Genomic DNA, 24,648 nt, shown 5'->3' with positions numbered 1-24,648 from the left:
TTTTCTATTCTTCCTTAAATTATTTTTAAAGTAAGAATATTTGCGCTGTGTATTTTTTAATGGGAACTTTCATAAAAAAGAAGAATATGGTAGATTTGAAGAAAAAGGAGCTGCCCCAACGTGAATCGTTTAAAGAAAGCCCTGCATCAATCGTGGTCAATTCATTCGAGCACGAAGTGGACGGCTGACAATCCTGCCAAAGGACAGTGCGGAGTGACCGCGCTTGTCGTTCAAGATATCAAAGGAGGAGATATTTTAAAAACTCCGTGTAAAGAAGGCTGGCATTTCTATAATCAGCTCAACGAACAGCGCTATGATTTTACACAAGAACAATTTCGTGAGCCTCTCCATTACGCAGATATTTTATCCAGTAGGGAAGAAGCGTTTATGGATACGAATGAGGAGCAATATGAGGCTTTAAAGAAAAAAGTAATGACCCATTTTGTACATAAAAATTTGCGTTAGAAAGGAACACAGGAATGAAAACTATTCAGTATTCCATTGTTGATGTATTTGCACAGAGAAAATATACAGGAAATCAGCTCGCCGTTTTTAAAGACGCCGGAAGCCTTTCAGACAAAGAGATGCAGCAAATGGCTAAAGAAATTAATTTCTCTGAAACGACGTTTATTACGTCGGCTTCTCCGCAAAAAGGAGAATATGACGTGCGGATTTTTACACCTAATGAAGAAGTGCCATTTGCAGGCCATCCGACGCTCGGTACCGCTTATGTTATTCGAGAAGAACTAGAAGAAAAAGATACAGAGGAGCTTACTCTTCATTATAAAGCAGGTCCTACGCCTGTTACATACGATGAACAAAAAGATGTACTGTGGATGACACAAGGTCAGCCGACGTTTGGGAAAGTGTTAGATAAAAAGCAGGTGGCGGACGTGTTAAACCTTGATGAAACTTATATCGATATGCGTTTTCCCGTTCAAGAAGTATCCACGGGTCTGCCGGTTATTCTTGTCCCTTTAACATCATTAGAAGCTGCTAAAGAGATAAATGTAGACAAAGAAAAATATTTCAAGCTGATAGAAAACACGGAAGCAAAAGCAATTATGGTCTTTTCGCCGGAAACCTATCACCAAGATCATCACGTAAATGTGCGAGATTTTGCTGATTATTACGGCGTTCCAGAAGATGCGGCAACTGGCAGCGCCAACGGCTGTTTAGCAGCATATTTAGTCAAATACGGTTATTTTAATCAGCAAGCTATTGACATATGTGTAGAACAAGGATACGAAATAGGAAGACCTTCACTGCTGTATGTAAAAGCTAGTTATGATGGAGAGGCTTTTCACATTAAAGTAGGCGGAAAAGTAGAGATGATTGCGCGCGGTGAATGGATTTTGTAACAAGCTGTTCATCTGCTGTTCATAATAAGTCCTTATCCTAATAAAAACGCAATAGGACTACTACGTTTGGTTACACTAGTAAACAGATAGATACTGAAAGAATAAATGATGGCGGCCAAAAGGCCGCCATTTTGAATGGTTGATAAAAGGAGTGGCAGAAGAAATGATTCACATTTTACTGGCGGATGACGATGAGCATATGCGGCAATTGGTTCGTCACTATTTGCAGCTTGAAGGCTATATGGTGCATGAAGCAAAAGACGGAGAGGAAGCTTCGGGTCTGCTTGCTAAGCAGCACATTCATTTAGCGGTTGTCGATATTATGATGCCTCATAAAGATGGATATGAAGTTTGCGAAGAAATACGCAGCTACTATGATTTTCCCATTATTTTATTAACAGCAAAAGATCAGCTCAAAGACAAAGAAAAAGGCTTTTTAGCAGGAACGGATGACTATGTGACAAAGCCGTTTGAACCAAAAGAATTGATTTTCCGAATCAAAGCCCTGCTTCGCCGATACGAAGTGGTAAATGAAAAGATGATTGTGCTGAACAGCACCTCTATTGACCGAAAAAGCTATGAAGTGCACTGCAGCGGACGACTGTTCATTCTTCCAATGAAAGAATTTGAATTATTAGCTCAGCTCGCGAGCTATCCAGGAAGAATTTTCACAAGAGAAGAATTAATTCATCTGATATGGGGAGCGGATTTTAACGGAGATAACCGTACAATCGATGTACACGTAAAAAGGCTGCGCGAGCGGTTTGAACATACCGATGATTTTGTCATTACGACGGTTCGAGGCGTCGGCTATAAGCTTGAGGTGACGGCAAAATGAAGACGCTCTATTTGCGGATTGTCCTGACAACCATTGCTGTGATGGTATTTAGCAGTCTCCTCGCGTTTATTGTGGCGAACGTTTATTATCAGTACAGCTTAAAACCTTATAACGATCAAAAGCTTACGCGTATGGCAAAAGACATTGCGAGCTTTTACGAAAGCAATAGAGGCGTAGATCAACAGTCTTATTTACAGTATATTAGTAAACTTGGCTATCAAATATATGTAGTGGACAGCACTGGACATGAGACGTTTTACGGACGAGAGTTTAGAAACCAGCGCTTAGAAAAGAGTGCTGTCAAACAAGTGTTAGAAGGCAAAATGTATCACGGAATTGCAAACTTTCCTTCACAGGTGTTTGTGACCGGGTTTTTTGATAATGTGTTAGCTAATACCATCGGCGTGCCGTTAAAAGGAGAGGGTAACAAGCAGCAAGCGCTGTTTATTCGCCCTGATATTCAGCTGCAGTTCGGGGAAATGCGCATTTTTTTCTCGGTCATTTTACTGCTGATGATTGTATTAAGTATTTTGTTTGTACTTATTAGCACGCGTTATTTAGTAAAACCAATCGTCAAGCTAACGGAAGCAACAAAGCAAGTGGCGAAAGGAAAATACAACGTTGAGCTGTACGTAAAGCGCCGAGACGAAATCGGCGCGCTTGCTTCACATTTTTCCGAAATGGCTAAAAGTTTAGAGCAGCTTGAAGAGATGCGCCAGGAATTTGTATCGAACGTGTCACATGAAATTCAGTCTCCGCTGGCGTCCATTCAAGGGTTTTCGAAAACGCTCCGTTCTGCTGACCTTTCAGATGAACAAAGAAATCAGTATCTGTCTATTATTGAAGAAGAAAGCCGGCGCATGTCGTCCCTCAGCAAACAGCTGCTTACGCTTGCTTCACTTGATAAAGAAAGTGAGCATATCGAAAGAAGAACGTTTGACGTTGCAACTCAAATCAAGCAAGTGCTGTTTATGACGGAGTGGAGCTGGCGTGAAAAAGAATTAGCCATTGAAATGGATCTTCCTTCAACGATGATTTCAGGCGATCAAAAACTGCTTCATCAAGTGTGGACAAATTTGATTACTAACAGCGTAAAGTTCACGGAAGAAGGAGGAACGCTGTCTCTTCGCGTTGGTATGGAAGATACGTATTGCCACGTGGAGTTTCAAGATACGGGAATCGGCATGTCAAAAGAAAGCCTACCGCATATTTTTAATCGTTTTTATAAGGAAGATAAAGCAAGAAGCCGGACGGAAGGAAGCTGCGGTCTTGGTTTAGCGATTGTGAAGCAAATCGTCGACATGCACGGAGGTTCCATTCACGTTGAAAGCGAAAAAGGAAAAGGCAGCACTTTTCACGTCTATCTTCCGAAAATGTAATGAGCCGTTCATCTTCCATTCATTTTCTGTTTTTATACTTTAAATAGAATGAAAAAAGGAGATGAAAGAAAGATGTTTTTGGCTTTACGTGAATTAAAACATGCGAAGCTGCGCTACTTACTCATTGGCGTGATTATGGTGTTAATTGTATGGCTTGTACTTTTTGTATCGGGCTTAGCAAAGGGGCTTTCCTCTGACAATGCTTCAGCTGTTCAAGAAATGAAAGGAAATTACGTTGCGCTTCAAAAAGAAGCGGATCAGCGCCTGACGCGCTCTGTTTTATCCATAGACAAAACAGAAGATATTCAACAACTAAGCGGCAAGAAAAATGCTGAGCCGCTTGGTGTGAAGATAACAGCCATTATAAATGATGGAAAAGCGAAAAAAATAGACGCCTCGTTTTTTGCCATAAGCACAAGCGGCTTTTTAGCTCCGAACGTAACAGAAGGGAAGATGATTACGGACGATGCAAAACATGAAGCCGTGGCGGACTCTTCGCTAAAAGAAGAAGGAGTAAAGCTAGGTGATACGATAAAAGATACGGCTTCAGGAAAAAGCTTTAGAATTGTTGGTTTTACAAAAAATCAGTCGTTTAGTCACGCGCCTGTTATTCATATTAATCTTAAAGAGTGGAAAACAATTGAAAACACAGGTGCGTTTAATGCAGTGGTGTTAAACATGAACGATAAAAAAGCACATGTTCTTCAAAAAAAGGAGTCTGACATTGACGTGATTAGTAAAGATGAAGCGTTAAAAGGAATTCCAGGTTATCAAGAAGAACAAGGCTCGCTTTTAATGATGGTCGCATTTTTGTTTATCATTGGCGCTTTTGTGCTAGCCGTTTTCTTCTACGTGATGACGCTTCAAAAAATGAATCAGTTTGGCGTGTTAAAAGCGATAGGAGCAAAAACAAGCTATTTAGCGCGAACGATTTTATCTCAAGTAGTTGTGTTAACTTTATGCAGTCTTGCTATTAGTATTGGACTGACGTACGGAGTAGCAGCCGTATTGCCGGATTCGATGCCGTTTCACTTAGACGTATCGCTAATCGCAGGGTGTTCAGCGCTGTTTGTAGCTGTTTCTGTACTGAGTTCATTATTATCGCTGTATCGCGTAGCAAAAGTAGATGCGGTTGAAGCGATTGGGAGGGCTGTTTAATGAGTGAAGAAAAGTTAGTTTTAGAGAATGTTAGCAAGTCGTTTGGAGACGGAGAAAACGCTGTAGTCGTGTTAAATGACCTATCGCTGCGTGTGAAAGCTGGAGAGCTTGTGGCTATAGTCGGGCCTTCTGGTTCTGGGAAAAGTACGTTTTTATCCATTGCAGGGGCGCTGCTTTCACCGTCTAGCGGACGTGTAATTATTGACGGAGACGAGATTAATAAAATGTCTCCATCACAAATGAACAGCATTCGTCTCAAGAAAATCGGCTTTATCTTTCAATCAGCTAATTTAATCCCGTATTTAACGGTTCGCGATCAGCTTCTTCTTGTCACGGAACTAGAAGGAAATCGAAATCAAGAAGCAAAAAAAAGAGCGGATGATTTGCTTGAAAAGCTCGGGCTTGCCCATCGAAAGCATCACTATCCTGAAAGTCTATCCGGAGGAGAACGTCAGCGGGTAGCGATTGCAAGAGCGTGGATGAATAACCCTGAAATTATCTTTGCAGACGAGCCTACGGCAAGCTTGGATTCAGAGCGAGGAAGAGCGGTCGTGCAAATGCTCGCAGATGAAGTAAAGCTAAGGGGAAAAGCGGCTGTAATGGTTACCCATGACCAAAGAATGTTGGATTTATGTGACCGCGTTGTGTGGATGGAAGATGGGAAATTAGCAGAATCAACTAGCGTGTGAGTTTAAAAAAGAGGCTGGGACAAAAGTATGTTAGACGAAGTGAAAAACGAACCCTTCATCAACATGTTTGATGAGCGGTTCGTTTTTTTGTGATAGTGCCTATCGTTTTATCTGTTTTGTTCCTTCTAGCAGTTGATTGGAGGGAAAGACGAAGACTCCTGCGGGGAAAGCGGAACAGATGAGACCCCACAGGAGCGTAAGCGACGAGGAGGCTCAGCGGCCGCCCGCGGAAAGCGAAGTCTTGCACGGAAGTCAACTGCGGTGTCTCAAGCAGTTCAGCTCATAAGACAATGCTATTTAGGAAAGGAGAAAATAAGAAACAGGAAATAAACGAACCGTGAAGAAATAGTAAAAAGGTGATGAAAGGATGAGAACATGGAAAGTGACTGCGTTTGGACTTATTATAGCAAGCTTTTCTGGGTGTTCAAGCAGTGGAGTTCTTGAAGAATCTCCGCCAAAAGCGTATCTTGAAGCAAGCAACCATCTTTATGACACAAAAGTTGGCACTTACTGCTGGAAAAACACGTGTGTGGATAAAGCAGGCCCTTTGGAATTATTAAAAAACGAAAAGCCTATTAAAGTAAAAGCAAATGAATCGCTATCGCTTGTTATCAAGTATAAACGGCAGCCCAACGAAAAACATATGGCACAAATACAAAACAACCATGAAATGGAAATACCACTGAAGAAAAATAAGCTGAAAGCACCTTCTGAAGCAGGCACGTACTACTACTCATATTCAGTGTGGTGGATGGATGAAAGTCAAAAAAATGTATCTAATGGAGATGCATCGTACGCGTTTGTATTGGAAGTGAAATAAGGAGAGAGCCTATGCAACCCCCTATTATTCTCATTGGACCTATATGCGCGGGTAAAACGACGGTTGGTGAAAAAGTAGCGCAAAAACTAAGTATTCCTCAGTGCTCAATGGACGAAGTACGATTTTCTTACTACGAGGAAATAGGTTTCAGCAAAGAAACACAGCAGGACATTCGACAAAAACAAGGGTTTCAGGGTATGTACGCCTATTGGAAGCCGTTTGAAGCCTATGCCGTTAAAAGAATATTAGAAGATTACAAGCATGCGATCATTGATTTTGGCGCCGGTCACTCGGTCTACGAAGACATGGGACTGTTTCAGCAAGTAGAAAAGATATTAAAACCTTATCAGTCTCTATTTTTATTGCTTCCCAGTGCTGATAAAGAAGAGTCCATACAACTATTACATCAAAGACTGCAGCAAATAACGGATGATGAAGATGTTTTTAAGCTTAACAAACATTTTGTAACGCATCCGTCAAATGAGCTGCTGGCAAAGCAAACAATTTACACAAAGGAAAAGTCGGCAGATACAGTAGCAAAAGAAATTATTTCATCTATATCGAAGGAGTGAAAGCAATGATTAAAAAAATCGGTCAAATTATGGTGTATGTAAACGATCAAGATCAAGCGGTAAAGTTTTGGACAGAAAAAATGGGATTTCAGGTTATGTCCGAACAAAATAATGAACAAGGCATGAAGTGGATTGAGCTAGCGCCGGTAGCGGGTGCTGAAACAACCATTATCCTTCATAACAAACAGCTAATAGCAAAAATGCAGCCGGAATTAAATGTCGGGACACCTTCGCTTCTGTTTTTTACGGAGAATGTGGATGAATTATACAGCGATTTAACTGCTAAAGGCGTAACGGTGGGAGAAATTGTATCGATGCCTTCAGGAAAAGTCTTTAATTTTTCAGACAGTGAAGGTAACTATTTTGCAGTTATGGAAAACGCGAATAATAAATAGAGCAAAAACAAAAAACACCGGGAGCATATATATTGTCTCGGTGTTTTACAGGCAAAGCAGGATAAGTTACTTTTCATTTTCATCTGCTGATTGGCAGTAGCAATACTATTCTTTATAAATTTACTCCTTTTCTTCATTATTTAACGCTATGATTGTATAAACGTGTATTAAGAGTCGCTTTAAGTTTCTAAAATTTAATAAGCCATTTCATAAATCAAGGAGTAATGCCTCTCATGATAAAATTAATAGGAGAAAAAGTGTTATTAAGAGAAGCGACACAGGAAGATGTTAATACGCTCTATTACTGGAAATACGAAGAGAAAAAACAAGAAGCGAAAAAATGGAATGCTCCGTACATACCAGATCGAAAGCTGACGAAAGAAAAGTATATGAATTCATGGGAAGAAGAGTATGAGATTTATCCATCAGTTCCCCGAATGCTTGCGGTTATTATTGATGAAATAGCTGTAGGAACGGTGAACTGTTACTGGGTGGACAAACGTACAAACTGGATGGAAACTGGAATTGTCATTTACGATTCAGACTATTGGAGCGGAGGATATGGATCAGAAGCTTATGGAATGTGGATCGACTTTTTATTTGAGTTTACACCTTTGCATAGACTCGGCATGTCTACGTGGTCAGGCAATATCAGAATGATCAAAACAGCGGCAAAAATAGGTATGAAAGAAGAAGCAAGAATCAGAGAAGCACGTATCGTAAACGGTGAATATTTTGATAGCGTCAAAATGGGAATTCTGCGAAGAGAATGGAACAAAAAGATGAAGCAGGAGCTCTAATACCCTTTGTGCTATGTTGTCATTGAACTAGGCAGTTTAGTTTGATATATCCTAATATGGGGAATAGAGGGAAAATGGGGACGTGTGAGATTTTTATATAATTTAAAACTTCTTCCTTCATGAACGGAAGAAGTTTTTCTTATGTGAAATCATGTCATATGTCAAATCTGGTATGTATAAGATAGAAAATAGGCAATATAGCTGTCCTCTCTCATACTACAAAAAAGTTATAGCCAAGCTGTGCGTATCTTTATGAAAGAATGCACTTATGGCAGAGAGAATGATAGTTGCGATGGAGGTAACTAAATGAACGTTGATGGAGAAAATAAAGTTCCTCATTTTTATTCACTGCGGTCTGTTTCGCAAAAATTATTTGAGGTTATTACCAAACAGCTGAATGTCAGCACAACGTACGTAACTAGAAGAGGAGAAACAGCGATGACGGTCCTCAGCTCATATAACGAGAAGGAAGAGATTATTCCTGAAGGATACAGCGTTGAATACGGAGCTACATACTGCCGCTTAATTATTATGAATGACGGAGACGTTATGCATACGGCAAATCTGATGAAGGATGCCGTTACAAGACAGCTAGAAGTAACGGATCAATTGCAGGTAAAAGGTTTTTTAGGTGTTACATTAAAAGATTTAAAAGGAAATGTATTTGGAACACTCTGTGTAATGGACAAGGAAGAAAAAGAATTTTCAGGAGAAGATATTGCTTTTTTACAATCAATGGCAGGTATCTTATCCCATATGATCGATCTGGATGAAACACGATATCAGATGGGATTTTTAAGCGTCCCAATTATTCCGATTACAGAGGGGGTTTCGATTCTTTCTCTTCAAGGTATTATTGATAAAGAGCGTGCGGATCAGATTATGACAGATGTGCTTCACGATGCAGCTCATAATGAAATAGATTACTTTATCATTGATTTATCGAAGCTGCTTCTGAGAGAAAAAGAGTTTCCGAATTTCTTCTTGAAAATGATTACAGCACTTCAGCTCATGGGTGCTCAAGCAGTTATAACAGGTGTAACCCCCACATTTGCGAAAGAGCAAACTAAAAATCATGATTTGAGAAACTTACAGTTAAAAGTCGTGAAAAATATTCAACAAGCTCTTCAATGTGTGGGGTATAACTTAATCAAAACATGAACCAAGCCTTGGCTCTATCAGCCAGGGCTTATTTTTGTGTATGTATATAATTCAATACGAAACGAAAAACAAGCTGGTATGCTCAGAAGCTGTGAAAGCATCAAATGCAGCATAAAGTGAATATAGATAAAGAATGTAGCTTCATTGAAGCCTTGCGTGATGATCATTACGCACCTTTTGGTGGTGTAAGAAATAGCCGGGGGAGAGACCTGTGTATGGCTGATGACCCTTTTTGCTGTATGCAAAAATATCATGGGGGGAAATACATGCGAACAAACTTTAAAAGGTCCGCACAAACGGATGTGGATATGAGAAAGAAACAGCGGAGAACACTTCAGTCCACTTTAAACACAATAGGGATACTTATGTTTATTGGAATTTTGATCAGGTGGTGGACCGTGCCGTTCGCTATTAGTAAAGATCTCCGAATTTACTATAATCAAGATTTTCAAATGACATTGAACGAGTGTAAAGAGTTTCTTACGTTCGTTTTATGCGCAGCAGGCGTGTATTTTATGTTAGTCAACGTCTACTTTTTAGGTAAGATAGGTAAAAAACTAGTCTATATCGTTCTTGTTTTACTTGCTGTTTTTAACCTCTATATGATGCTTATGCTTCTTGTCGCAGTGACGCATTAAAGTTAAAGTGTGAGTGTAGCTCAAAAAAAGAGGTCAACTTCCGGTGACTCTTTTGGATTGAGCTACGATTTTTCTATGTGAAAAACAGATAGATCTTCAGGCATCTTGATTAGCTGAGCTTCCATATTACTTCCACCTTTTGATATTTTCCCTTGGTACATATGCAAACATTATGTATGCTTTTACTTTCATACAATTCTATCAAATCCATTAAAGCAGATTTATTTTCTAAATTCAACTAAAAAGTATTTTCATTATTTTTCCATAAATTATCTAAGATAAGCGGCTATAGGGTTTAAAGAACAAAAGAAAATTGAAATGATTTTTTATGAGTTTTATATCTTGACGAAAAAATATTTCAGGAATAAGATAGGTTACATAAAGTAACGAATGAAAGAAAAGTTACTTTTTAAAGATTATATTTTTCCTAACAGGAGGAAGAGATATGGAAGCGATGACTTTTGTTTTATTCGGTTCAACAGGTGATTTAGCGAAACGCAAAATTTATCCTGCACTCTATAATTTATTTGTAGACGGGAAAATCCCTAAATCAATTTCTGTTGTAGGACTAGGCAGAAGGGAGATGTCCGACGCTGACTTTCAGGAAAAAGTAAAAGAGTCTATTCATACTTTTTCACGTCGCGTCGAAAAAGATTCATCTCTTATGCAGCATTTTCTTTCAGCTTTTCGCTACAGCCCATTGGATGCAACGAATGCTGAAGATTATAAAAAGTTGTTAAATCTAGTAGAAGCACGCGAAGAGGAACGAAACATTCCAAGCAACCGAATGTTTTATCTATCCGTTGCACCAGAATTTTTTGGTACGATTGCCGAGCATATTAAAGACAGTGGCTTAGGTGCTACAAAAGGTTGGAAACGGTTAATTATTGAAAAACCGTTTGGCCATGATCTACAGTCAGCTCGTCAATTAAACGAAAACTTAAGCAAAGCGTTTAAAGAAGAAGAGATTTACCGCATTGACCACTATCTTGGCAAGTCGATGGTACAAAATTTAGAAGCGCTGGAATTCGCTAATCCTATTCTTCAATCATTATGGAATAACGAACATATTGCGAATATACAAATTACAGCAAGTGAAACGGTCGGCGTAGAGGAAAGAGCAAGCTATTATGACCATTCAGGAGCCATTCGAGATATGGTTCAAAATCATATGCTGCAAATGCTGATGATGACGGCTATGCACTTACCGGCCCGCATTAGCGCTGATGATATTCGAAACGAAAAAATAAATGTGTTAAAAGCGCTTCGTCCGCTTGTAAAAGAAGATATGGATCTAGACGTTGTTCGCGGTCAATATGAGGCTGGAAAAATAAACGGGGCTTCAGTGCCGAGCTACATAAATGAGCCCGGTGTATCACCATCTTCTCAGACGGACACGTTTTTAGCAGCCAGACTATATATCGATAATTCGCTTTGGAACGGCGTTCCTTTCTACATTCGTACAGGGAAAAGAATGGCGGAAAAAGCGACGCGAATTGTTATTGAATTCAAAGACTCGCTAAAAGAGTTGTACTTAGACAAAGGAGAAACAACATCTCCAAATCTGTTGATCATTGAAATTAACCCGCACGAAAATATTACGCTGCAGTTAAACAGCAAAAATCCATTTAATCATGGTCATATTGAGCCTGTACAAATTAATTTTTCAGGTCAGCAAGAAGGAGCACCGGAAGCATATGAACGCCTTATTGCAGATGCATGCGCCGGAGATTCTACATTTTTTGCTCATTGGAAAGAAGTAGAGCTAGCTTGGGAATGGGTTCAGCCGCTTCTTGAAGCATTTCAGGAAAATACAGTGCCGCTTCACAAATATGCTGCTGGTTCATACGGCCCTGATGCATCACATGCACTGGTAGAAAAAGACGGCTTTAAATGGTGGTTGGATGAAGAAACAGCAAGTCAATCACGCGAAGTGCAGCCAGTTTAATACAAACAAAGCGAAAGAAGGATGACACATGAGTACCAACATAGATACACTCGCAGTTAATACGATTCGCACCCTGTCAATTGACGCGGTGAACGCAGCTAATTCAGGACACCCGGGACTTCCGATGGGAGCGGCTCCGATGACCTATGCGCTGTGGGCGAATCACTTACAGCATAATCCGGCAAATTCAAGCTGGTTTAACCGAGATCGTTTTATCTTATCAGCCGGTCATGGCTCAAGCTTGCTGTATAGCATGCTGCATCTAAGCGGATACAATGTATCAGTAGAAGATTTAAAAGGCTTCCGCAAGCTAAATAGTAAAACACCGGGTCATCCTGAATTTGGCCATACGGACGGCGTAGAAGCAACAACAGGTCCTTTAGGTCAAGGAATTGCAAATGCAGTCGGAATGGCAATGGCAGAAGCTCATTTAGCGGCAAAATTTAATAAACCAAATTTCTCTGTTATTGATCACTATACGTATACGTTAGTAGGCGATGGTGACTTAATGGAAGGCATTTCTTATGAAGCGATGTCAATGGCTGGCCATATGAAGCTTGGTAAACTTATTGCTTTATATGACTCCAACGATATTTCGTTAGACGGGGAATTAAATCTTTCATTTAGCGAAAATATCCAAAAAAGAGCGGAATCTGCAAACTGGCAGTATTTACGTGTAGAAGATGGAAATGACGTGGATGAAATCACAAGCGCCATCGAAAAAGCGAAACAGAACACGGAACAGCCAACGCTCATTGAAGTGAGAACAATTATTGGCTACGGAAGTCCAAAAGTAGCGGGAACAAATAAAGCACACGGCAATCCGCTTGGAGAAGAAGAAGCAAAAGCAACAAAACAAGCCTACGGCTGGGACGCTGAAGAAAACTTCTATGTTCCAGAAGAAGTAAAAGCTCATTTTGAAAAGCTAGAAGAAAAAGGGATGAAAGCAGAAGCAGAGTGGAACGAACTGTTTGCTTCTTACCAAAAAGAATACCCTATGCTGGCAGATGAATTAGAACGTGCCATCACGGGCGAAGCGTTAATTGAAGTGAATGATATTTTAACATTCTCATCGGAAAAAGCGATTTCGACGCGTGTTGCAAGCGGAGAAGCGATTAATTATTTCACTAAATCTGTGCCATCTATTTTTGGAGGCAGTGCTGATTTATCACATTCCACGATGACGGACATTAAAGAAGAAGGCCCTTACGCACCAGGATATTTCGGTAATCGAAATATTTATTTCGGCGTACGTGAACATGCAATGGGAGCGGCCGGTAATGGAATGGCCCTTCACGGCGGTGTGAAGCCGTTTGTCAGCACATTCTTTGTTTTTAATGATTACTTGCGTCCAGCGATTCGTTTAGCTGCACTGCAAAAGCTGCCGGTCACGTATGTGTTTACTCATGATTCCATAGCAGTAGGAGAAGATGGACCAACTCATGAGCCGGTTGAACACCTTGCTTCTCTTCGTGCAATTCCAGGGCTTACCGTAATCCGTCCGTCTGATGCAAACGAAACAGCAAGCGCTTGGGCTTATGCGCTTCAGCAAGCGGAAGGTCCTGTAGCCCTAGTGCTTAGCCGTCAAAACTTGCCTGTGTTTGAAGAAACAAAACAAAATATCAATGACCTAGCTAAAGGTGCTTACGTATTAACTGAAACAGACGATAACCCGGAGATGATTTTCATCGCTACAGGTTCTGAAGTAGCACTAGCTGTCAGTGCAAAAGCTCAGCTAGAGCGTGAAGGTACATCTGTTCGAGTTGTAGCAATGCCTAGCTGGGAGCTGTTTGGCAAACAGTCAAAAGAGTATCAAGAGCGCATCTTGCCTGAATCTGTTTCAAAACGAATCTCTCTAGAAATGGGAATTTCACTTGGCTGGGAACGTTTTGTAGGACAAAAAGGAAAAGTGTTAGCTATTGACACATTCGGTGCTTCAGGAACCGGAGCTGATGTGATGAAGCTGTTTGGATTTACAGAAGAAAACGTAGTGGCACAAGCAAAAGAATTGCTAAAGGCTTAAACAATTAGACAAATAGAAGGAGCTGTTCACATGAAAGTAGGATTAGTTGGTTTAGGGAAAATGGGGATTAACTTAGGACAAAACTTACTGGATCAGCGTCATGACGTTGTAGCATTTGACGTAAATTCAAACGCAGTGGAACAAATGAAAGGGTACGGTGCGTCAGGAGTATCAAGCTTACAGGAGCTTGTTCAGTCATTAGAAACACCAAGAGTCGTATGGCTGATGGTTCCTCATACGGTTGTTGATTCTGTTATTAGTGAAATATCTCCTCTTTTAGCTGAAGGAGATATCGTAATTGAAGCCGGAAACTCTCATTACAAAGAGTCTATTCGACGCTATAACGAGTTAAAAGAAAACAAAATTCGCTTTATGGACGTTGGAACATCTGGCGGAATGGAAGGCGCTCGTAACGGAGCTTGCTATATGATTGGCGGAGATTGTGAAGCGTGGGAAATTGTTGAACCTATTTTTCGCGATACAGCAGTAGAAAACGGATATCTATATGCTGGAGAAGCAGGCAGCGGTCACTTTTTAAAAATGGTTCATAACGGCATTGAATACGGCATGATGGCTGCAATCGGAGAAGGATTTGAAGTTCTCGAAAAAAGCCAGTTCGACTATGATTACGAAAAAGTGGCGAGAGTGTGGAATAACGGGTCAGTTATTCGTTCATGGCTCATGGAATTAACGGAAAATGCATTCTCTAAAGATGCTAAGCTAGATGACATCAAAGGAGTTATGAACTCTTCTGGTGAAGGGAAGTGGACGGTCGAAACGGCTCTAGACCTTCAAACAGCTACGCCGGTTATTGCGATGTCTTTACTGATGCGCTATCGCTCGCTTGAAGATGATACCTTTACAGGAAAGGTAGTTTCCGCGCTTCGAAACGAGTTTGGCGGTCATGCTGTGGAAAAGAAATAACAAGTGAAATAGTGGGTATAGTAAAAAAAACTAATGGAGGAATGAAAAAATGAAATTTTTTATTGATACTGCAAACCTTGACGATATTAAAAAAGCATACAAATTGGGCGTTTTATCTGGTGTTACAACGAACCCTTCTCTTGTTGCCAAAGAAGGCGTAAAGTTTGAAGATCGTATTGAAGAAATTTTAAAAACCGTTCCAGAAGTAGAATCCGTTTCAGCAGAAGTGACGCCGGATGCCGAAACAGCAGAAGACATGATTGCGCAAGCAGAAGAATTAATCAAAATTAACGGCGGAGATCAAAACATTACGATTAAGCTTCCGATGACACTCGCTGGACTAGAAGCGACTCGCTACCTTGCTAAAAAAGGTGTAAAAACAAACGTAACGCTTATTTTCACTGTAAACCAAGCTCTTTTAGCAGCCCGTGCAGGTGCAACGTATGTATCTCCATTCCTTGGTCGCCTTGATGATATTTCAGAAGACGGCGTACAGCTTGTGGCTAAAATTGCCGAGTTGTTCCGCATTCAAAATATCGATTCTCAAATCATCGCGGCTTCTGTAAGACATCCGGACCACGTTACACGCGTAGCCCTTGCCGGCGCTCATATTGCAACTATTCCGTATTCAGTAATTGAGCAGCTTGTTAAACATCCTTTAACCGAACAAGGAATTGAAAAGTTTGCGGCTGATTGGAAAAACGCTGTTCAAAACTAAGTAAAAGATAAAGAACGTGCGCATTCTAGAAAAAGAATGCACGCGTTCTCTCATACTATCCTTAAAGAGGTAAACATCATGAATACAGTAGACGCTAAAATTATTAAAACCCAATACGGTTCAGAAGTTTATGTAGACGATGCAGAGCATATTAACTTTAAAAGCCTTCATGCGCCGAAAGTTAACCAGCCGCTCTATCGCATTGAATTTGAAATTGGCTACTTTTTATTAAAAGAACACAGATATTACGAATACGAAAAAAACTATTTTTGGCTTGCAGTAAGCGAAGATTTTAGTAAGCTAATTATTCAAGAACCTGATATGGAAAGTTTATTTGGAGCTAAAAGCGAAGACGAAAGAACGGCAACAAAAGAGCTTTTAAGTCAGTGGCTCATTCATACCGAGGCTTATAAAAAGCAATTAAACCAGCATATTAATGACTGCAAAAAAAGTAATGAAACAAATGAGGGCATAACGGCTATTTTAGAAAAGTTGCTGCATATTTCAGCAGCAGACATTGAACAAGCCCCAATCGAGAAATTAGCTGCTTCACGAGCAGTTTAACTTGAAAAATAGGTAACTATTCATAGCTCTAATAGGTAAAAGATGCTTCGTTTAAAACACGAAGCATCTTTTTTCATTCTTTATAAAGAGGGGGTTATCTTTAGAATACTCTTTCAGGAGGCGCTTTCTCAATGATTAAAAACATCTATGTTGCGTTTTTGGACTTAAGACAAGCAAATTCAACTATTTAACTTTACAAAAAGAGCCTTAGAAAAAGAAAGGATAGCAATAAAAAACGACAATGTTGTCGTTTTTTTTATTGACGAATTAATCGGAGAAGGGTACATTATATTAAAACGACATGGTTGTCGTTTTAATATAAGGAGGCTGAAATGATGCTTATTACGATGTTAACAACAGGAACTCGAGGAGACACCCAGCCTTTTATGGCTTTAGGATTAGAGCTAAAAAAGAAAGGATACCGTGTACGAATTGCCGCTTCAGAAGCTTACCAAAACTTCATAGAATCGTACGGGTTTGAATATGCCATGCTTCGAGGAGATGTTTCTAAAATTATAGAGAGCGGAGCAGCAGACGACGCAATTAATGCAGACAATCCTCTCAAATTTTTTTCAAGCTTAAAAAATGAAAAGATGATGGGTATGATGATTAATATACAAGAAGATTTGCACAAAGCATGCAAAGGAGCCGATGCAATTGTATATCATCCAGGTGCGGCAATTGGTTATTTTGCTGCTAAAGAGATGAATATACCAAGCATTCTAGCGAGCCCTTTTCCAATGACACCAACAAAAGATTATCCAGCGTTGATCTTTTATGATCGACCACGGTTTGGAAAAACATATAACAAGCTGACGCACCGCATTTTTGAATGGGGATTTTGGAAGGTAGTAAGTGGTCCTTTAAAAAAATATTGGGTTCAGCAGCATGGAGAAGGACCTAACGATTTTTCATGTCCGTACCCAAAGCAGCGTACAGCAGCTAACCCAACTATTATTTCATCAAGTCCCGCCGTATTTTCCGTATCTAAAGATTGGCCTCAACACGTTCATTCCTACGGAAATTGGTTTATGGACAGTGACCATAGCTATCAGCCGGAAGAGAGGCTGGAAAGATTTTTAAAGGCTGGAGAACCGCCGGTTTATATTGGGTTTGGAAGTGTTGGGGATAAAAAAAACGCAGACGAAACGACTGCTTTAGTGATTAAAGCCTTAAAACTTGCCGGGAAACGAGGTATCATCAATACAGGAGGAAGTGGAATGAATCACACGGAGGGGATAGCAGAAGACATTTTCTTTGTAAAAGATATTCCTCATGAGTGGCTGTTTCCTAAAATGTCTGCCGTTGTTCATCACGGAGGAGCAGGAACAACAGCCGAAGGCCTTCGAGCTGGCGTTCCAAGTGTTATTATTCCTTATGGAAATGACCAATTCGCTTGGGGAAGAAAAATTCACGAGCTTGGAGCTGGAGCAAAAGCCATTCCGAGAAAAGAATTGACGGCTGAAAAATTATCCGCAGCTATTTCCTATACGCAAGTTAATGAAATTCAATCCAAAGCACAAGAAATCGGAAAACAAATCCGAGCTGAAAAAGGAGCCGAAAAAGCAGCTCAGGTGATTATTAATACACTCGAGACATTCGGGAATAAATAAAAAGTAAGCGAGCGTGAAAAAAATGCCAAAAGTAAGGGAAGGATACGCTGAAAAAAAGAAGCAAGAGATTTTAGAAGCAGCCAAAAGAGTATGCAAGAGCAAACCGGTGCATGATGTAGCCATGCGAGATATCGTTTTGGAAGCTGGAATGAGTCAAGGAGGCGTGTACAAATATTTTTCAAACCTTGATGAAGTATTTGTCGGACTTCTTAATCAAGAAAGCGTCAGCTATAAAGTAAAAGATAAAATTGAAGCCCTGCTTCAGACAAAAAAAGACTCCTTTGAAATGTTACATGATTTCATTATGTATATTGGAGAGCATATCCAGGAATCAATGACAGCGGGAGGAGAAATTTACTTTGAACTAGTAGCGTTGTATTCAAAAGACCCTCAGCGTTTTATGAAAATTGAAGATAAGCTAGTTGAAGTATCAAACCTTAAATATATTCAAAAAAAGCTTCACGACTTTATTACGGAACAAATAGAAGTAAAGAATTTCTCTCCGGCTGTACCAGCAGATGACCTGCTAGCTTTTATGGCTACAACGATTAATGGAATTACACAAAATCCAGCGCCGGTTTACAACGTCGATGAACAGAAACAAGTTACAGAAGAGGCAAACGTAGAACGTCACGTCAATACGCTGTCAGTAGCTGTCCGAAAGCTGTTAGGTGAATAAGTACAGCTGCAATCTTGAAATGTTTCTTATCGTATGGCTAGCGGCGTTAAGCATAGTTAGAAAAAAGGCTTTCACTTCTCCGTCTCCTTTGAATAGTTTTGCAAAAATTAAGCATAATACGACTGCAAACTATATTTAAGGAGATGGAAAAAATGAAAAAAGGACTTATCATTGCTTCTTCGGTTCTTTTCCTTTCAGGCCTAACTGCGTGCGGAGGAAATAAAGACAACAACGCAATGGACAATACTCAAAATGACTTACGCAACACTTCTACAAACGATGGAGTTGATAACAATATCCCAATGGATAACACCGATCAGCCGACCAAGTCAGTTGAAGCAGCGCAAAATGTAGAAGATATGAAGGAAGTTGATGATGCATATGTGCTTCGTGATAATAACAACGCCTATGTAACAGTAGACCTAGCTGGAAATGACGCAGCGGACAACAATGATAACGGCAAGGTGAACACCGTAACGTATAACGGCGATACTTACCATGAAGTTTCAACTGATTTTGAACAAAAAATTGCGGATCGCGTGAGAGAAGCAGATAGTAAAATTGACAAAGTATACGTGGCGTTTGTCAACACGGGTTTAGACAATATGAATAACAACAATAACGTACCTGGCGTAGATAAAAATGACAACATCTATAAAGATGATGAAAAAGACAACAACCGTGATCCGGAAGATATTGTAGAAGATCCAAAAGATATGATGGATCGTAACAACAAAGATCAATAACATAAAAAGGCCTCTGAATCACCAGAGGCCTTTGGTTCATTAACTAAGTTCAAGTAAAGAAATAAAAATCGGAAGAACACAGCAAGAAACGGCTGAAATAAAATCAAGCTCGTTCTGTTTTTTTGCAGAAAGCGTGAACTCCATCAAAATAATTGTCAGGATACTCATGAAAAGCGTTGCATAAAAAAGAAAATCGCGCTGACTTTCCACTAAAAACAACACCGCATTTAAAATTAAAATAACGGCATAAAGAAACTTAAGCAGCACGTGAAGCTGCATGCTGAATTTATTCTCTTGTTTGTAGCGCAAGATATAGACAAAAAAGAAAATAAATAAAGTTAATTGCCATGAGGCAGGAAGTAACTGCTGCCATAGATTGTCCAAGAAACTCATTCCTCCTATAAAACGATGATGCATATATGTATAACATACATTTTTATTTTAAAAGTGAAGGGTATCTTTAGGCAAGAACAATTCTTCCTTTTTTATTCTTTTTCTTATACAGGCTCTCAACATAAAAAAAGAACGGTCGCAATGACCATTCTTTTTACTTCACTTCAATTAAAACCTTCGTACCGTCTGGAAACTCATCTACTTGATGTGAAATCCAAGACCCGGCGCCTCGGTTGTCTGAAGGCTTTACATATTCAATATCTGCGCCGCTTCCGCCTTCTTCACAAAAGGCCATCGGAAACTCATCTCGGTCATAGCCGCTTTTAGTCGCAATGCCTTTTAAAGACTCACGGCGGTTTTCTTCAGCACCGTCTCGATCGATTGTACAAACAGCCGATTTTCCTTTATCGATTGCATGTTGAATGTGCGCTGCAGTTTCAGGGTAACGATCAGCAGGGAAGGAAATGACTTCATCGTAGGAGGTATTCGTTGAAGAGTTCTGCTCTAACGGATTTCCTTCAATCATAACAATAACGGCTATTACTAAAATTAAAATACCAGAAACAATTTTTTTCAACCTGTAAAACTCCTTTATAAAACGTTTATCACTCTTATTGTAAAGTAATAAGAAAAAAATGTAAAAACATATAATGGAACTAGCTAGAATTCATAAGACAAACATAAGCTCACGTTCAGCTGCTGAACGTGAGCTTATGTCTAATGATGAGAGTGGTGATGATGCGTTTCGTTTTCAGCTGGCTGCAGTGAATGTAACTCTTCTTTTGATAATTTGCCTACTGCGACTTGCTGAGTAGGAAGGATGTGCTCACCGCGAGCATTAATATCGGTTTTAATATAGTAAATACCATCCTCTTTAAAGGCTGCTTTTGCTTTATACATACTGCCGTCATAATGTGCCTTTATTGTTTCAACTTTACCGGGAGCATCTTTTTTCCACACGTTAAACTGAACGATTTTGGCATCATCCACCGTTTTATTTTCTTGCATCACATGGACTTCTAACACCTGTGTGATCTGTGGCTCTATATTTTCAGGAAGCATCACATGCGCCGACAGAGGCTTTTGCTGCTTGTAGAGCTGGTCTGCGTCACTGTTTACGGAGCACGCGGAAAGCCCAAGCGTACTGAGTATGACTAGTCCGGACATTTTCCATTTGTTCATTGTTACTGCACCTCACATCGTTTCATAAATCATGCGTTTAAAAATCGCTTCAATGCTGGAATTCGTTTGATAACAAAGAAATCTAAAAGCCACACGATAACTAAGGACAGTCCGACTAAAGGAAAGAGGATACCAAACACGACGATTATACACGTCACGATTCGCATTGCACTTCCTTCAGGAACTTTAGGAGCCCCCATGTTTTTAGCTGGTTTTCTCTTCCACCACAGTAAGGCTCCGCTGATAGCGATACCAGCAATTCCGATACAAATAATAAGGCCCATAAGCTGATTGATAAATCCAAACTGTGTGCCTTTATGAAGCGTAATACCAAGCGCAATCAATTTGCCCATAAATCCATAGTTGTCGTACCGATAATCGGCTAACACAGCTCCGGTATATTGATCAAGGTGAATGGTTGCTTCATCTTGAGCTCTTGGTGAAAAAACGGAGAGCGTATACACACCTTGAGCGTCTTGCGGAATAGAAATGGTGTAGCCGTCGTGCATATGCTGTTCTTTTGCAATCCCTACAATGTCATCAAGCGATACTTTTGTATATTGCGAAGCTGTGGAGCTTGGCACTTCTAACGTTTCAGCTCCCCAAGGCACGTCCGCAACATCTTTTGTTTGCACGGTTGAAGTAGGAGCACTTCCTACCCAAATAGACGAAGGGTACCCAACACCTGCGTTTGTGGCGACTTGCTGAAACGCATTGCCCCACAGTCCTGACCACGGAAGTCCTGTTAGTACGAGAAAAAGCATCCCCGCTGAAATCCAAAAGGCCGGTACTGCATGAAGGTCACGTATCAGTACGTTTTTACCTTTTGAAAAACGAGGAATCAGCACGCCTTTTACTTTGTCTTTTTTGCGCGGCCACCATAAAAAAGCGCCGGTTACAATTAAGACAATTGCCCAGCAGGCCGCAAGTTCTACGATACGATCACCTGCTGTTCCCGCCATCAGCTCTCCGTGAAATTCTTCAATTTGATTCATCAAGCGACTGGAATCATCTACTTTTCCTATGATGCGACCATTGTGAGGGTTAACAAACATCGTATATGTATGGTCTTTTAATGAAATTCCTACTTCTGACGAACGAGTAGAGCGATTACTGGGCTTATACGTCAACACATCAGCGTCTGGATACTTTTCCTTTACAGCCTGTACTTGTGTTGAAGGGGATACGGACTGTGACTGAGCTTGTACATGATAGAAGTCGTGATACAGTTTTTCTTCAATTTGAGGCTTGAATAAATACATCCCCCCAGTAACAGCTAATATAAGAAGAAACGGAGTAAACATTAAACCTGCATAAAAATGCCAGCGCCATATGGCTTTGTATAGACCTTGAGAACGCGCCGTGCTTTTTTTCGTTGTACTCGCTGATTCTTCGCGCTTTTCCTGCATCGTTTTTTCCTCCTTTTTACTAACTAACGTGCTTTTATTATAGAAGGAAAGGGAGAATTAGCCATCACCCCTGAGAGTGATTGTTGGGGTTTATAAGAGGAAGGGGGTAATAAAAAAACAGCTCGTAAAAGCTGTTAGTTCATTAAGCCATTTTGAAACGCATAGCTTGTCAGCTGCACGCGGTTTTCTAAATGAAGCTTGCTTAAAATATTTTTCAAATGGCTTTTTACCGTGTGTTCAGAAATAAATAACTGCGCGGAGATATCGCGGTTTGACAGTCCTTTAGCCACTAATTGAAGTACTTCAAGCTCCCGTGCAGAAAGGGGAGTGTCTGGCTTTGTAATCGATGTTTCCTGCGGAAACTCTTTTAAAATTTGAAACGCAATTTCTTTTGACATAGGAACTTCATCTAAAGCGAACGCACGCAAATAGTCGTACCACACTTCAGACTGCAGGTTTTTTAACAAATAGCCCTGGGCGCCTTTTTTCAGCGCATCAAACAAATCTGTAATATCGTCTGAAACCGTGATGACCACAATTTTAACATACGGAAACTGAAGCTTAATTTGTTTTGTCGCTTCTAATCCATTCATCACGGGCATTTTAATATCCATTAGCACAATGTCAGGCATTAATTTTTCGGTTAGTTCGATTGCTTCCTGCCCGTTGGTTCCTTCGCCAACAATCATAAAATCTTCATATTCTTCTAAAATATCGCGAATGCCTTCTCTTGCGTGAGCGTGATCATCTACAATCAAAATACGAAACGGCTGCATTTACGTAACCTCCTTTTTAATACTAACAATGGTCTGGTTCTGTTTTCGTTGAATGGAAAAGTCCCAGTTCATATCTTTAGCACGATCTTTCATAATTTGCAGGCCAAGACCGGCCTTAAGAGATTCAGAGGTGAAACCTATACCGAAATCTGTAATTTCACAAATCCATCCGCCTGCCGTTTCACCGGCTGTAATCCAGATTTTATTTGTTTTTGCATGTTTAATGACGTTCATAGCAGCTTCTTTCACACAGGCAAACAGCTCATTTTTTTCTTTTCTCGAAAGCGTTGTTTCTGACAGTCTCCAATCTAAATTGACATCTAGTAAATGAGTATGTGTTAAATCATCGACGTATTGATGAATGCTTTCAGTCCAGCTTTCTGAAGAGTCTGAAGGAGAGTGCTTTAAATTTGTAATCGCTTGGCGCGTATCGTCATGAACATGCTGCAGAGTTTGCTTCATTCGGATAAAATCAGGATCCTGCTCTAAGTTGTTTTTTCTTCCGAACTTGTTCATTTTAACAGATAGGAGAAACAGCGACTGCGCAATGCCGTCATGCAGTTCACGAGCTAATTTTTCACGCTCAATAAGCGCAGCTTTCTTTTCTTTTTCTTGCCTTAGTTCCTCTTGCATTTTTTCTAAAATAGAAAATAAATAGCGGACAAAGACAAGCGTTACAAAAAAGACAAGCAGCGGAGAAAGAACATTTCCCATGTCCATTGAGATGTAAGGGAGCAAAAAGGCATGGCGAACATACTCCCAAAGTGCGATGGTCAGAGTTGGAAGAAGCAAAATCAGCCATTTAATTTGTCTATATTTCACGGTATCCCTTCTTTCATCCATAAAATGTGTCTATATTTTATCATTTGAGCGGAAAATTACTAGAGGAAAGAAGAGAAATCACTCTTAGGGGTGAGTGGATAAAGTTAATAAAGAAAATCTTATCTGCAATATCATACAAGAAAAATTCTCGAGTCAATGGTATGGTTAAAAAGCTTAAGATGTGACAAGGAGTGATTTATTAATGGCAAAAGAAATTCGGACAGCGCACGTTGACGCTGATTTACATATTGAAGCTTATCGTTTTAAAGGAATTATGCAAAAGTTTCCTGCTCATTTTCACGAGTATTATGTGATTGGATTTATTGAAGAAGGTCAGCGTCATTTAATTTGCCAAGGCAAAGAATACATCATTAATCCAGGCGATTTGCTGCTGTTTAATCCGTATGATGTTCATAGCTGTGAACAAATAGACGGCAAAACGCTTGATTATCGCTGTATTAACGTAACGCCAGACGCGATGAAAAAAGCTGTTTTTGACATTAACGGCAGTGAAAGTCTTCCGCGTTTTAACAGCAATGTGGTACAAAGAAGTGAGGCTGTCTCTAGTTTAAAAGAGCTTCATTTACAAATTTTAAATGGTGAACGGGAGTTTAAGAAAGAAGAGTTATTTTTATATTTGCTAGAAGAGCTCATGCACGATCATTCAAACCTTTCCTTTTTTTCGTCAGCTGCTGACACGTCTGATGAAATCAAAACAATCTGCAGCTATTTGGAAGACAACTATACAAACAAGATCACGCTGGATGAATTAAGTAAGCTAATTGGATGGAGCAAATACCGGCTGCTGCGCTCTTTTACAAAGCAAAAAGGAATCTCTCCATACAGCTACTTAGAAACAGTTCGAATCAATCAGGCTAAAAAGCTTCTAGAACAGGGACAAAAACCGATTGACGTCTCCTTTTTAACTGGATTCAGTGATCAAAGTCATTTGACTCGATTTTTTAAAAGTCAGGTGGGGCTAACGCCAAAACAATACATGAAAATCTTTGAAAGTGAAAAGAAAATAGAATGCTAGTAAT

28 protein-coding genes are annotated in these 24,648 nt (G+C 40.0%); 22 read left to right on the top strand and 6 right to left on the bottom strand.

The features are described from left to right. Positions 1 to 120 precede the first annotated feature (120 nt). The 21 genes from AC1VNJ_RS07485 (at position 121) to AC1VNJ_RS07385 (ending at position 19,026) form a co-directional block, all read left to right on the top strand. On the top strand, positions 121 to 465 hold the full coding sequence (locus tag AC1VNJ_RS07485; protein WP_028414517.1) for a YunG family protein: 345 nt from the start codon (positions 121 to 123) through the stop codon (positions 463 to 465). Between the two features lie 14 nt (positions 466 to 479). After that, positions 480 to 1,361 carry a PhzF family phenazine biosynthesis protein gene (locus tag AC1VNJ_RS07480; RefSeq protein ID WP_033580489.1) on the top strand — a complete coding sequence of 294 codons (882 nt, stop codon included), beginning with the start codon at positions 480 to 482 and terminating at the stop codon, positions 1,359 to 1,361. Positions 1,362 to 1,524: 163 nt separating this feature from the next. After that, positions 1,525 to 2,199, top strand: coding sequence for a response regulator transcription factor (locus AC1VNJ_RS07475; RefSeq protein ID WP_034265362.1), 675 nt, complete (start codon positions 1,525 to 1,527; stop codon positions 2,197 to 2,199). After that, positions 2,196 to 3,578 carry a sensor histidine kinase gene (locus tag AC1VNJ_RS07470; protein ID WP_482640527.1) on the top strand — a complete coding sequence of 461 codons (1,383 nt, stop codon included), beginning with the start codon at positions 2,196 to 2,198 and terminating at the stop codon, positions 3,576 to 3,578. The genes AC1VNJ_RS07475 and AC1VNJ_RS07470 overlap by 4 nt, the downstream gene beginning before the upstream one ends. Before the next feature lie 72 nt (positions 3,579 to 3,650). Continuing rightward, the gene (locus AC1VNJ_RS07465) at positions 3,651 to 4,736 is read left to right on the top strand and encodes an ABC transporter permease (RefSeq protein WP_482640526.1); all 1,086 of its coding nucleotides are present in this window, start codon (positions 3,651 to 3,653) and stop codon (positions 4,734 to 4,736) included. Continuing rightward, the gene (locus AC1VNJ_RS07460; protein WP_482640525.1) at positions 4,736 to 5,425 is read left to right on the top strand and encodes an ABC transporter ATP-binding protein; all 690 of its coding nucleotides are present in this window, start codon (positions 4,736 to 4,738) and stop codon (positions 5,423 to 5,425) included. Before AC1VNJ_RS07465 ends, AC1VNJ_RS07460 begins: the two co-directional genes overlap by 1 nt. Positions 5,426 to 5,557: 132 nt before the next feature. Beyond that, positions 5,558 to 5,755, top strand: coding sequence for a hypothetical protein (locus AC1VNJ_RS07455; RefSeq protein WP_080974267.1), 198 nt, complete (start codon positions 5,558 to 5,560; stop codon positions 5,753 to 5,755). Positions 5,756 to 5,792: 37 nt separating this feature from the next. Next, the gene (locus AC1VNJ_RS07450) at positions 5,793 to 6,245 is read left to right on the top strand and encodes a hypothetical protein (RefSeq protein ID WP_034265377.1); all 453 of its coding nucleotides are present in this window, start codon (positions 5,793 to 5,795) and stop codon (positions 6,243 to 6,245) included. A gap of 11 nt (positions 6,246 to 6,256) precedes the next feature. Further along, complete coding sequence (locus tag AC1VNJ_RS07445) at positions 6,257 to 6,817, top strand: shikimate kinase (protein WP_033580494.1); 561 nt, start codon at positions 6,257 to 6,259, stop codon at positions 6,815 to 6,817. Between the two features lie 5 nt (positions 6,818 to 6,822). Then, positions 6,823 to 7,212: a VOC family protein gene (locus AC1VNJ_RS07440; protein ID WP_224980282.1), complete on the top strand. Its 390-nt coding sequence runs from the start codon at positions 6,823 to 6,825 to the stop codon at positions 7,210 to 7,212. Between the two features lie 233 nt (positions 7,213 to 7,445). Beyond that, positions 7,446 to 8,012 (top strand): GNAT family N-acetyltransferase, encoded by a 567-nt coding sequence (locus AC1VNJ_RS07435; protein WP_028414508.1) that lies wholly within the window; start codon positions 7,446 to 7,448, stop codon positions 8,010 to 8,012. 306 nt (positions 8,013 to 8,318) lie between these two features. Continuing rightward, positions 8,319 to 9,173 (top strand): GAF domain-containing protein, encoded by an 855-nt coding sequence (locus tag AC1VNJ_RS07430; protein WP_460137857.1) that lies wholly within the window; start codon positions 8,319 to 8,321, stop codon positions 9,171 to 9,173. 266 nt (positions 9,174 to 9,439) lie between these two features. After that, positions 9,440 to 9,811: a hypothetical protein gene (locus tag AC1VNJ_RS07425; RefSeq protein ID WP_034328210.1), complete on the top strand. Its 372-nt coding sequence runs from the start codon at positions 9,440 to 9,442 to the stop codon at positions 9,809 to 9,811. 445 nt (positions 9,812 to 10,256) lie between these two features. Further along, the gene (gene zwf / locus AC1VNJ_RS07420; protein WP_028414505.1) at positions 10,257 to 11,759 is read left to right on the top strand and encodes a glucose-6-phosphate dehydrogenase; all 1,503 of its coding nucleotides are present in this window, start codon (positions 10,257 to 10,259) and stop codon (positions 11,757 to 11,759) included. 28 nt (positions 11,760 to 11,787) lie between these two features. Next, positions 11,788 to 13,782, top strand: a complete 1,995-nt coding sequence (gene tkt, locus AC1VNJ_RS07415; protein WP_098112361.1) for a transketolase — start codon at positions 11,788 to 11,790, stop codon at positions 13,780 to 13,782. A gap of 30 nt (positions 13,783 to 13,812) precedes the next feature. Further along, entirely contained in the window at positions 13,813 to 14,706 is an 894-nt protein-coding gene (gene gnd / locus AC1VNJ_RS07410; RefSeq protein WP_482640524.1) for a phosphogluconate dehydrogenase (NAD(+)-dependent, decarboxylating), read from the top strand. A 49-nt stretch (positions 14,707 to 14,755) separates the two neighbouring features. Then, the gene (fsa, locus tag AC1VNJ_RS07405) at positions 14,756 to 15,424 is read left to right on the top strand and encodes a fructose-6-phosphate aldolase (RefSeq protein ID WP_013083988.1); all 669 of its coding nucleotides are present in this window, start codon (positions 14,756 to 14,758) and stop codon (positions 15,422 to 15,424) included. A 78-nt stretch (positions 15,425 to 15,502) separates the two neighbouring features. Beyond that, positions 15,503 to 15,988, top strand: a complete 486-nt coding sequence (locus tag AC1VNJ_RS07400; protein WP_033580500.1) for a hypothetical protein — start codon at positions 15,503 to 15,505, stop codon at positions 15,986 to 15,988. Positions 15,989 to 16,323: 335 nt separating this feature from the next. After that, the gene (locus AC1VNJ_RS07395; protein WP_482640523.1) at positions 16,324 to 17,601 is read left to right on the top strand and encodes a glycosyltransferase; all 1,278 of its coding nucleotides are present in this window, start codon (positions 16,324 to 16,326) and stop codon (positions 17,599 to 17,601) included. A 22-nt stretch (positions 17,602 to 17,623) separates the two neighbouring features. Next, positions 17,624 to 18,280 carry a TetR/AcrR family transcriptional regulator gene (locus AC1VNJ_RS07390; protein ID WP_482640522.1) on the top strand — a complete coding sequence of 219 codons (657 nt, stop codon included), beginning with the start codon at positions 17,624 to 17,626 and terminating at the stop codon, positions 18,278 to 18,280. A 152-nt stretch (positions 18,281 to 18,432) separates the two neighbouring features. Next, positions 18,433 to 19,026: a hypothetical protein gene (locus tag AC1VNJ_RS07385; protein ID WP_033580502.1), complete on the top strand. Its 594-nt coding sequence runs from the start codon at positions 18,433 to 18,435 to the stop codon at positions 19,024 to 19,026. Positions 19,027 to 19,065: 39 nt separating this feature from the next. Here AC1VNJ_RS07385 and AC1VNJ_RS07380 read toward each other — a convergent pair whose 3' ends face one another. From AC1VNJ_RS07380 to AC1VNJ_RS07355, 6 genes are all read right to left on the bottom strand, one after another. Further along, entirely contained in the window at positions 19,066 to 19,419 is a 354-nt protein-coding gene (locus AC1VNJ_RS07380) for a DUF1516 family protein (RefSeq protein WP_223272376.1), read from the bottom strand. A gap of 154 nt (positions 19,420 to 19,573) precedes the next feature. Next, positions 19,574 to 19,996: a NucA/NucB deoxyribonuclease domain-containing protein gene (locus tag AC1VNJ_RS07375; RefSeq protein ID WP_154992027.1), complete on the bottom strand. Its 423-nt coding sequence runs from the start codon at positions 19,994 to 19,996 to the stop codon at positions 19,574 to 19,576. Between the two features lie 140 nt (positions 19,997 to 20,136). After that, entirely contained in the window at positions 20,137 to 20,601 is a 465-nt protein-coding gene (locus AC1VNJ_RS07370; RefSeq protein WP_482640521.1) for a FixH family protein, read from the bottom strand. Between the two features lie 29 nt (positions 20,602 to 20,630). After that, positions 20,631 to 22,010, bottom strand: coding sequence for a PepSY-associated TM helix domain-containing protein (locus tag AC1VNJ_RS07365; RefSeq protein WP_482640520.1), 1,380 nt, complete (start codon positions 22,008 to 22,010; stop codon positions 20,631 to 20,633). A 134-nt stretch (positions 22,011 to 22,144) separates the two neighbouring features. Further along, a complete protein-coding gene (locus AC1VNJ_RS07360; protein WP_033580507.1) occupies positions 22,145 to 22,786 on the bottom strand; it encodes a response regulator in 642 nt (213 codons plus the stop codon). Then, positions 22,787 to 23,608 carry a sensor histidine kinase gene (locus tag AC1VNJ_RS07355; protein WP_028414492.1) on the bottom strand — a complete coding sequence of 274 codons (822 nt, stop codon included), beginning with the start codon at positions 23,606 to 23,608 and terminating at the stop codon, positions 22,787 to 22,789. It abuts the gene before it with no gap. A 202-nt stretch (positions 23,609 to 23,810) separates the two neighbouring features. Here AC1VNJ_RS07355 and AC1VNJ_RS07350 point away from each other — a divergent pair, with 202 nt between their 5' ends. Then, positions 23,811 to 24,644, top strand: coding sequence for an AraC family ligand binding domain-containing protein (locus tag AC1VNJ_RS07350; RefSeq protein ID WP_482640519.1), 834 nt, complete (start codon positions 23,811 to 23,813; stop codon positions 24,642 to 24,644). Positions 24,645 to 24,648 lie beyond the last annotated feature (4 nt).

Source organism: Priestia sp. 3CA3, from assembly GCF_056836725.1.
Note: the sequence above shows the minus strand (reverse complement) of the source record. Positions and strands in the feature narration are given on the sequence as shown.

Coding starts and splice junctions, on each gene's coding strand:
- AC1VNJ_RS07390 (WP_482640522.1), top strand. CDS start 17,624: ATGCCAAAAGTAAGGGAAGGATACGCTGAAAAAAAGAAGCAAGAGATT.
- AC1VNJ_RS07445 (WP_033580494.1), top strand. CDS start 6,257: ATGCAACCCCCTATTATTCTCATTGGACCTATATGCGCGGGTAAAACG.
- AC1VNJ_RS07430 (WP_460137857.1), top strand. CDS start 8,319: ATGAACGTTGATGGAGAAAATAAAGTTCCTCATTTTTATTCACTGCGG.
- AC1VNJ_RS07395 (WP_482640523.1), top strand. CDS start 16,324: ATGCTTATTACGATGTTAACAACAGGAACTCGAGGAGACACCCAGCCT.
- AC1VNJ_RS07400 (WP_033580500.1), top strand. CDS start 15,503: ATGAATACAGTAGACGCTAAAATTATTAAAACCCAATACGGTTCAGAA.
- AC1VNJ_RS07465 (WP_482640526.1), top strand. CDS start 3,651: ATGTTTTTGGCTTTACGTGAATTAAAACATGCGAAGCTGCGCTACTTA.
- AC1VNJ_RS07470 (WP_482640527.1), top strand. CDS start 2,196: ATGAAGACGCTCTATTTGCGGATTGTCCTGACAACCATTGCTGTGATG.
- AC1VNJ_RS07460 (WP_482640525.1), top strand. CDS start 4,736: ATGAGTGAAGAAAAGTTAGTTTTAGAGAATGTTAGCAAGTCGTTTGGA.
- AC1VNJ_RS07435 (WP_028414508.1), top strand. CDS start 7,446: ATGATAAAATTAATAGGAGAAAAAGTGTTATTAAGAGAAGCGACACAG.
- AC1VNJ_RS07385 (WP_033580502.1), top strand. CDS start 18,433: ATGAAAAAAGGACTTATCATTGCTTCTTCGGTTCTTTTCCTTTCAGGC.
- AC1VNJ_RS07450 (WP_034265377.1), top strand. CDS start 5,793: ATGAGAACATGGAAAGTGACTGCGTTTGGACTTATTATAGCAAGCTTT.
- tkt (WP_098112361.1), top strand. CDS start 11,788: ATGAGTACCAACATAGATACACTCGCAGTTAATACGATTCGCACCCTG.
- AC1VNJ_RS07360 (WP_033580507.1), bottom strand. CDS start 22,786: ATGCAGCCGTTTCGTATTTTGATTGTAGATGATCACGCTCACGCAAGA.
- AC1VNJ_RS07350 (WP_482640519.1), top strand. CDS start 23,811: ATGGCAAAAGAAATTCGGACAGCGCACGTTGACGCTGATTTACATATT.
- AC1VNJ_RS07480 (WP_033580489.1), top strand. CDS start 480: ATGAAAACTATTCAGTATTCCATTGTTGATGTATTTGCACAGAGAAAA.
- gnd (WP_482640524.1), top strand. CDS start 13,813: ATGAAAGTAGGATTAGTTGGTTTAGGGAAAATGGGGATTAACTTAGGA.
- AC1VNJ_RS07425 (WP_034328210.1), top strand. CDS start 9,440: ATGCGAACAAACTTTAAAAGGTCCGCACAAACGGATGTGGATATGAGA.
- fsa (WP_013083988.1), top strand. CDS start 14,756: ATGAAATTTTTTATTGATACTGCAAACCTTGACGATATTAAAAAAGCA.
- zwf (WP_028414505.1), top strand. CDS start 10,257: ATGGAAGCGATGACTTTTGTTTTATTCGGTTCAACAGGTGATTTAGCG.
- AC1VNJ_RS07370 (WP_482640521.1), bottom strand. CDS start 20,601: ATGAACAAATGGAAAATGTCCGGACTAGTCATACTCAGTACGCTTGGG.
- AC1VNJ_RS07475 (WP_034265362.1), top strand. CDS start 1,525: ATGATTCACATTTTACTGGCGGATGACGATGAGCATATGCGGCAATTG.
- AC1VNJ_RS07380 (WP_223272376.1), bottom strand. CDS start 19,419: ATGAGTTTCTTGGACAATCTATGGCAGCAGTTACTTCCTGCCTCATGG.
- AC1VNJ_RS07440 (WP_224980282.1), top strand. CDS start 6,823: ATGATTAAAAAAATCGGTCAAATTATGGTGTATGTAAACGATCAAGAT.
- AC1VNJ_RS07365 (WP_482640520.1), bottom strand. CDS start 22,010: ATGCAGGAAAAGCGCGAAGAATCAGCGAGTACAACGAAAAAAAGCACG.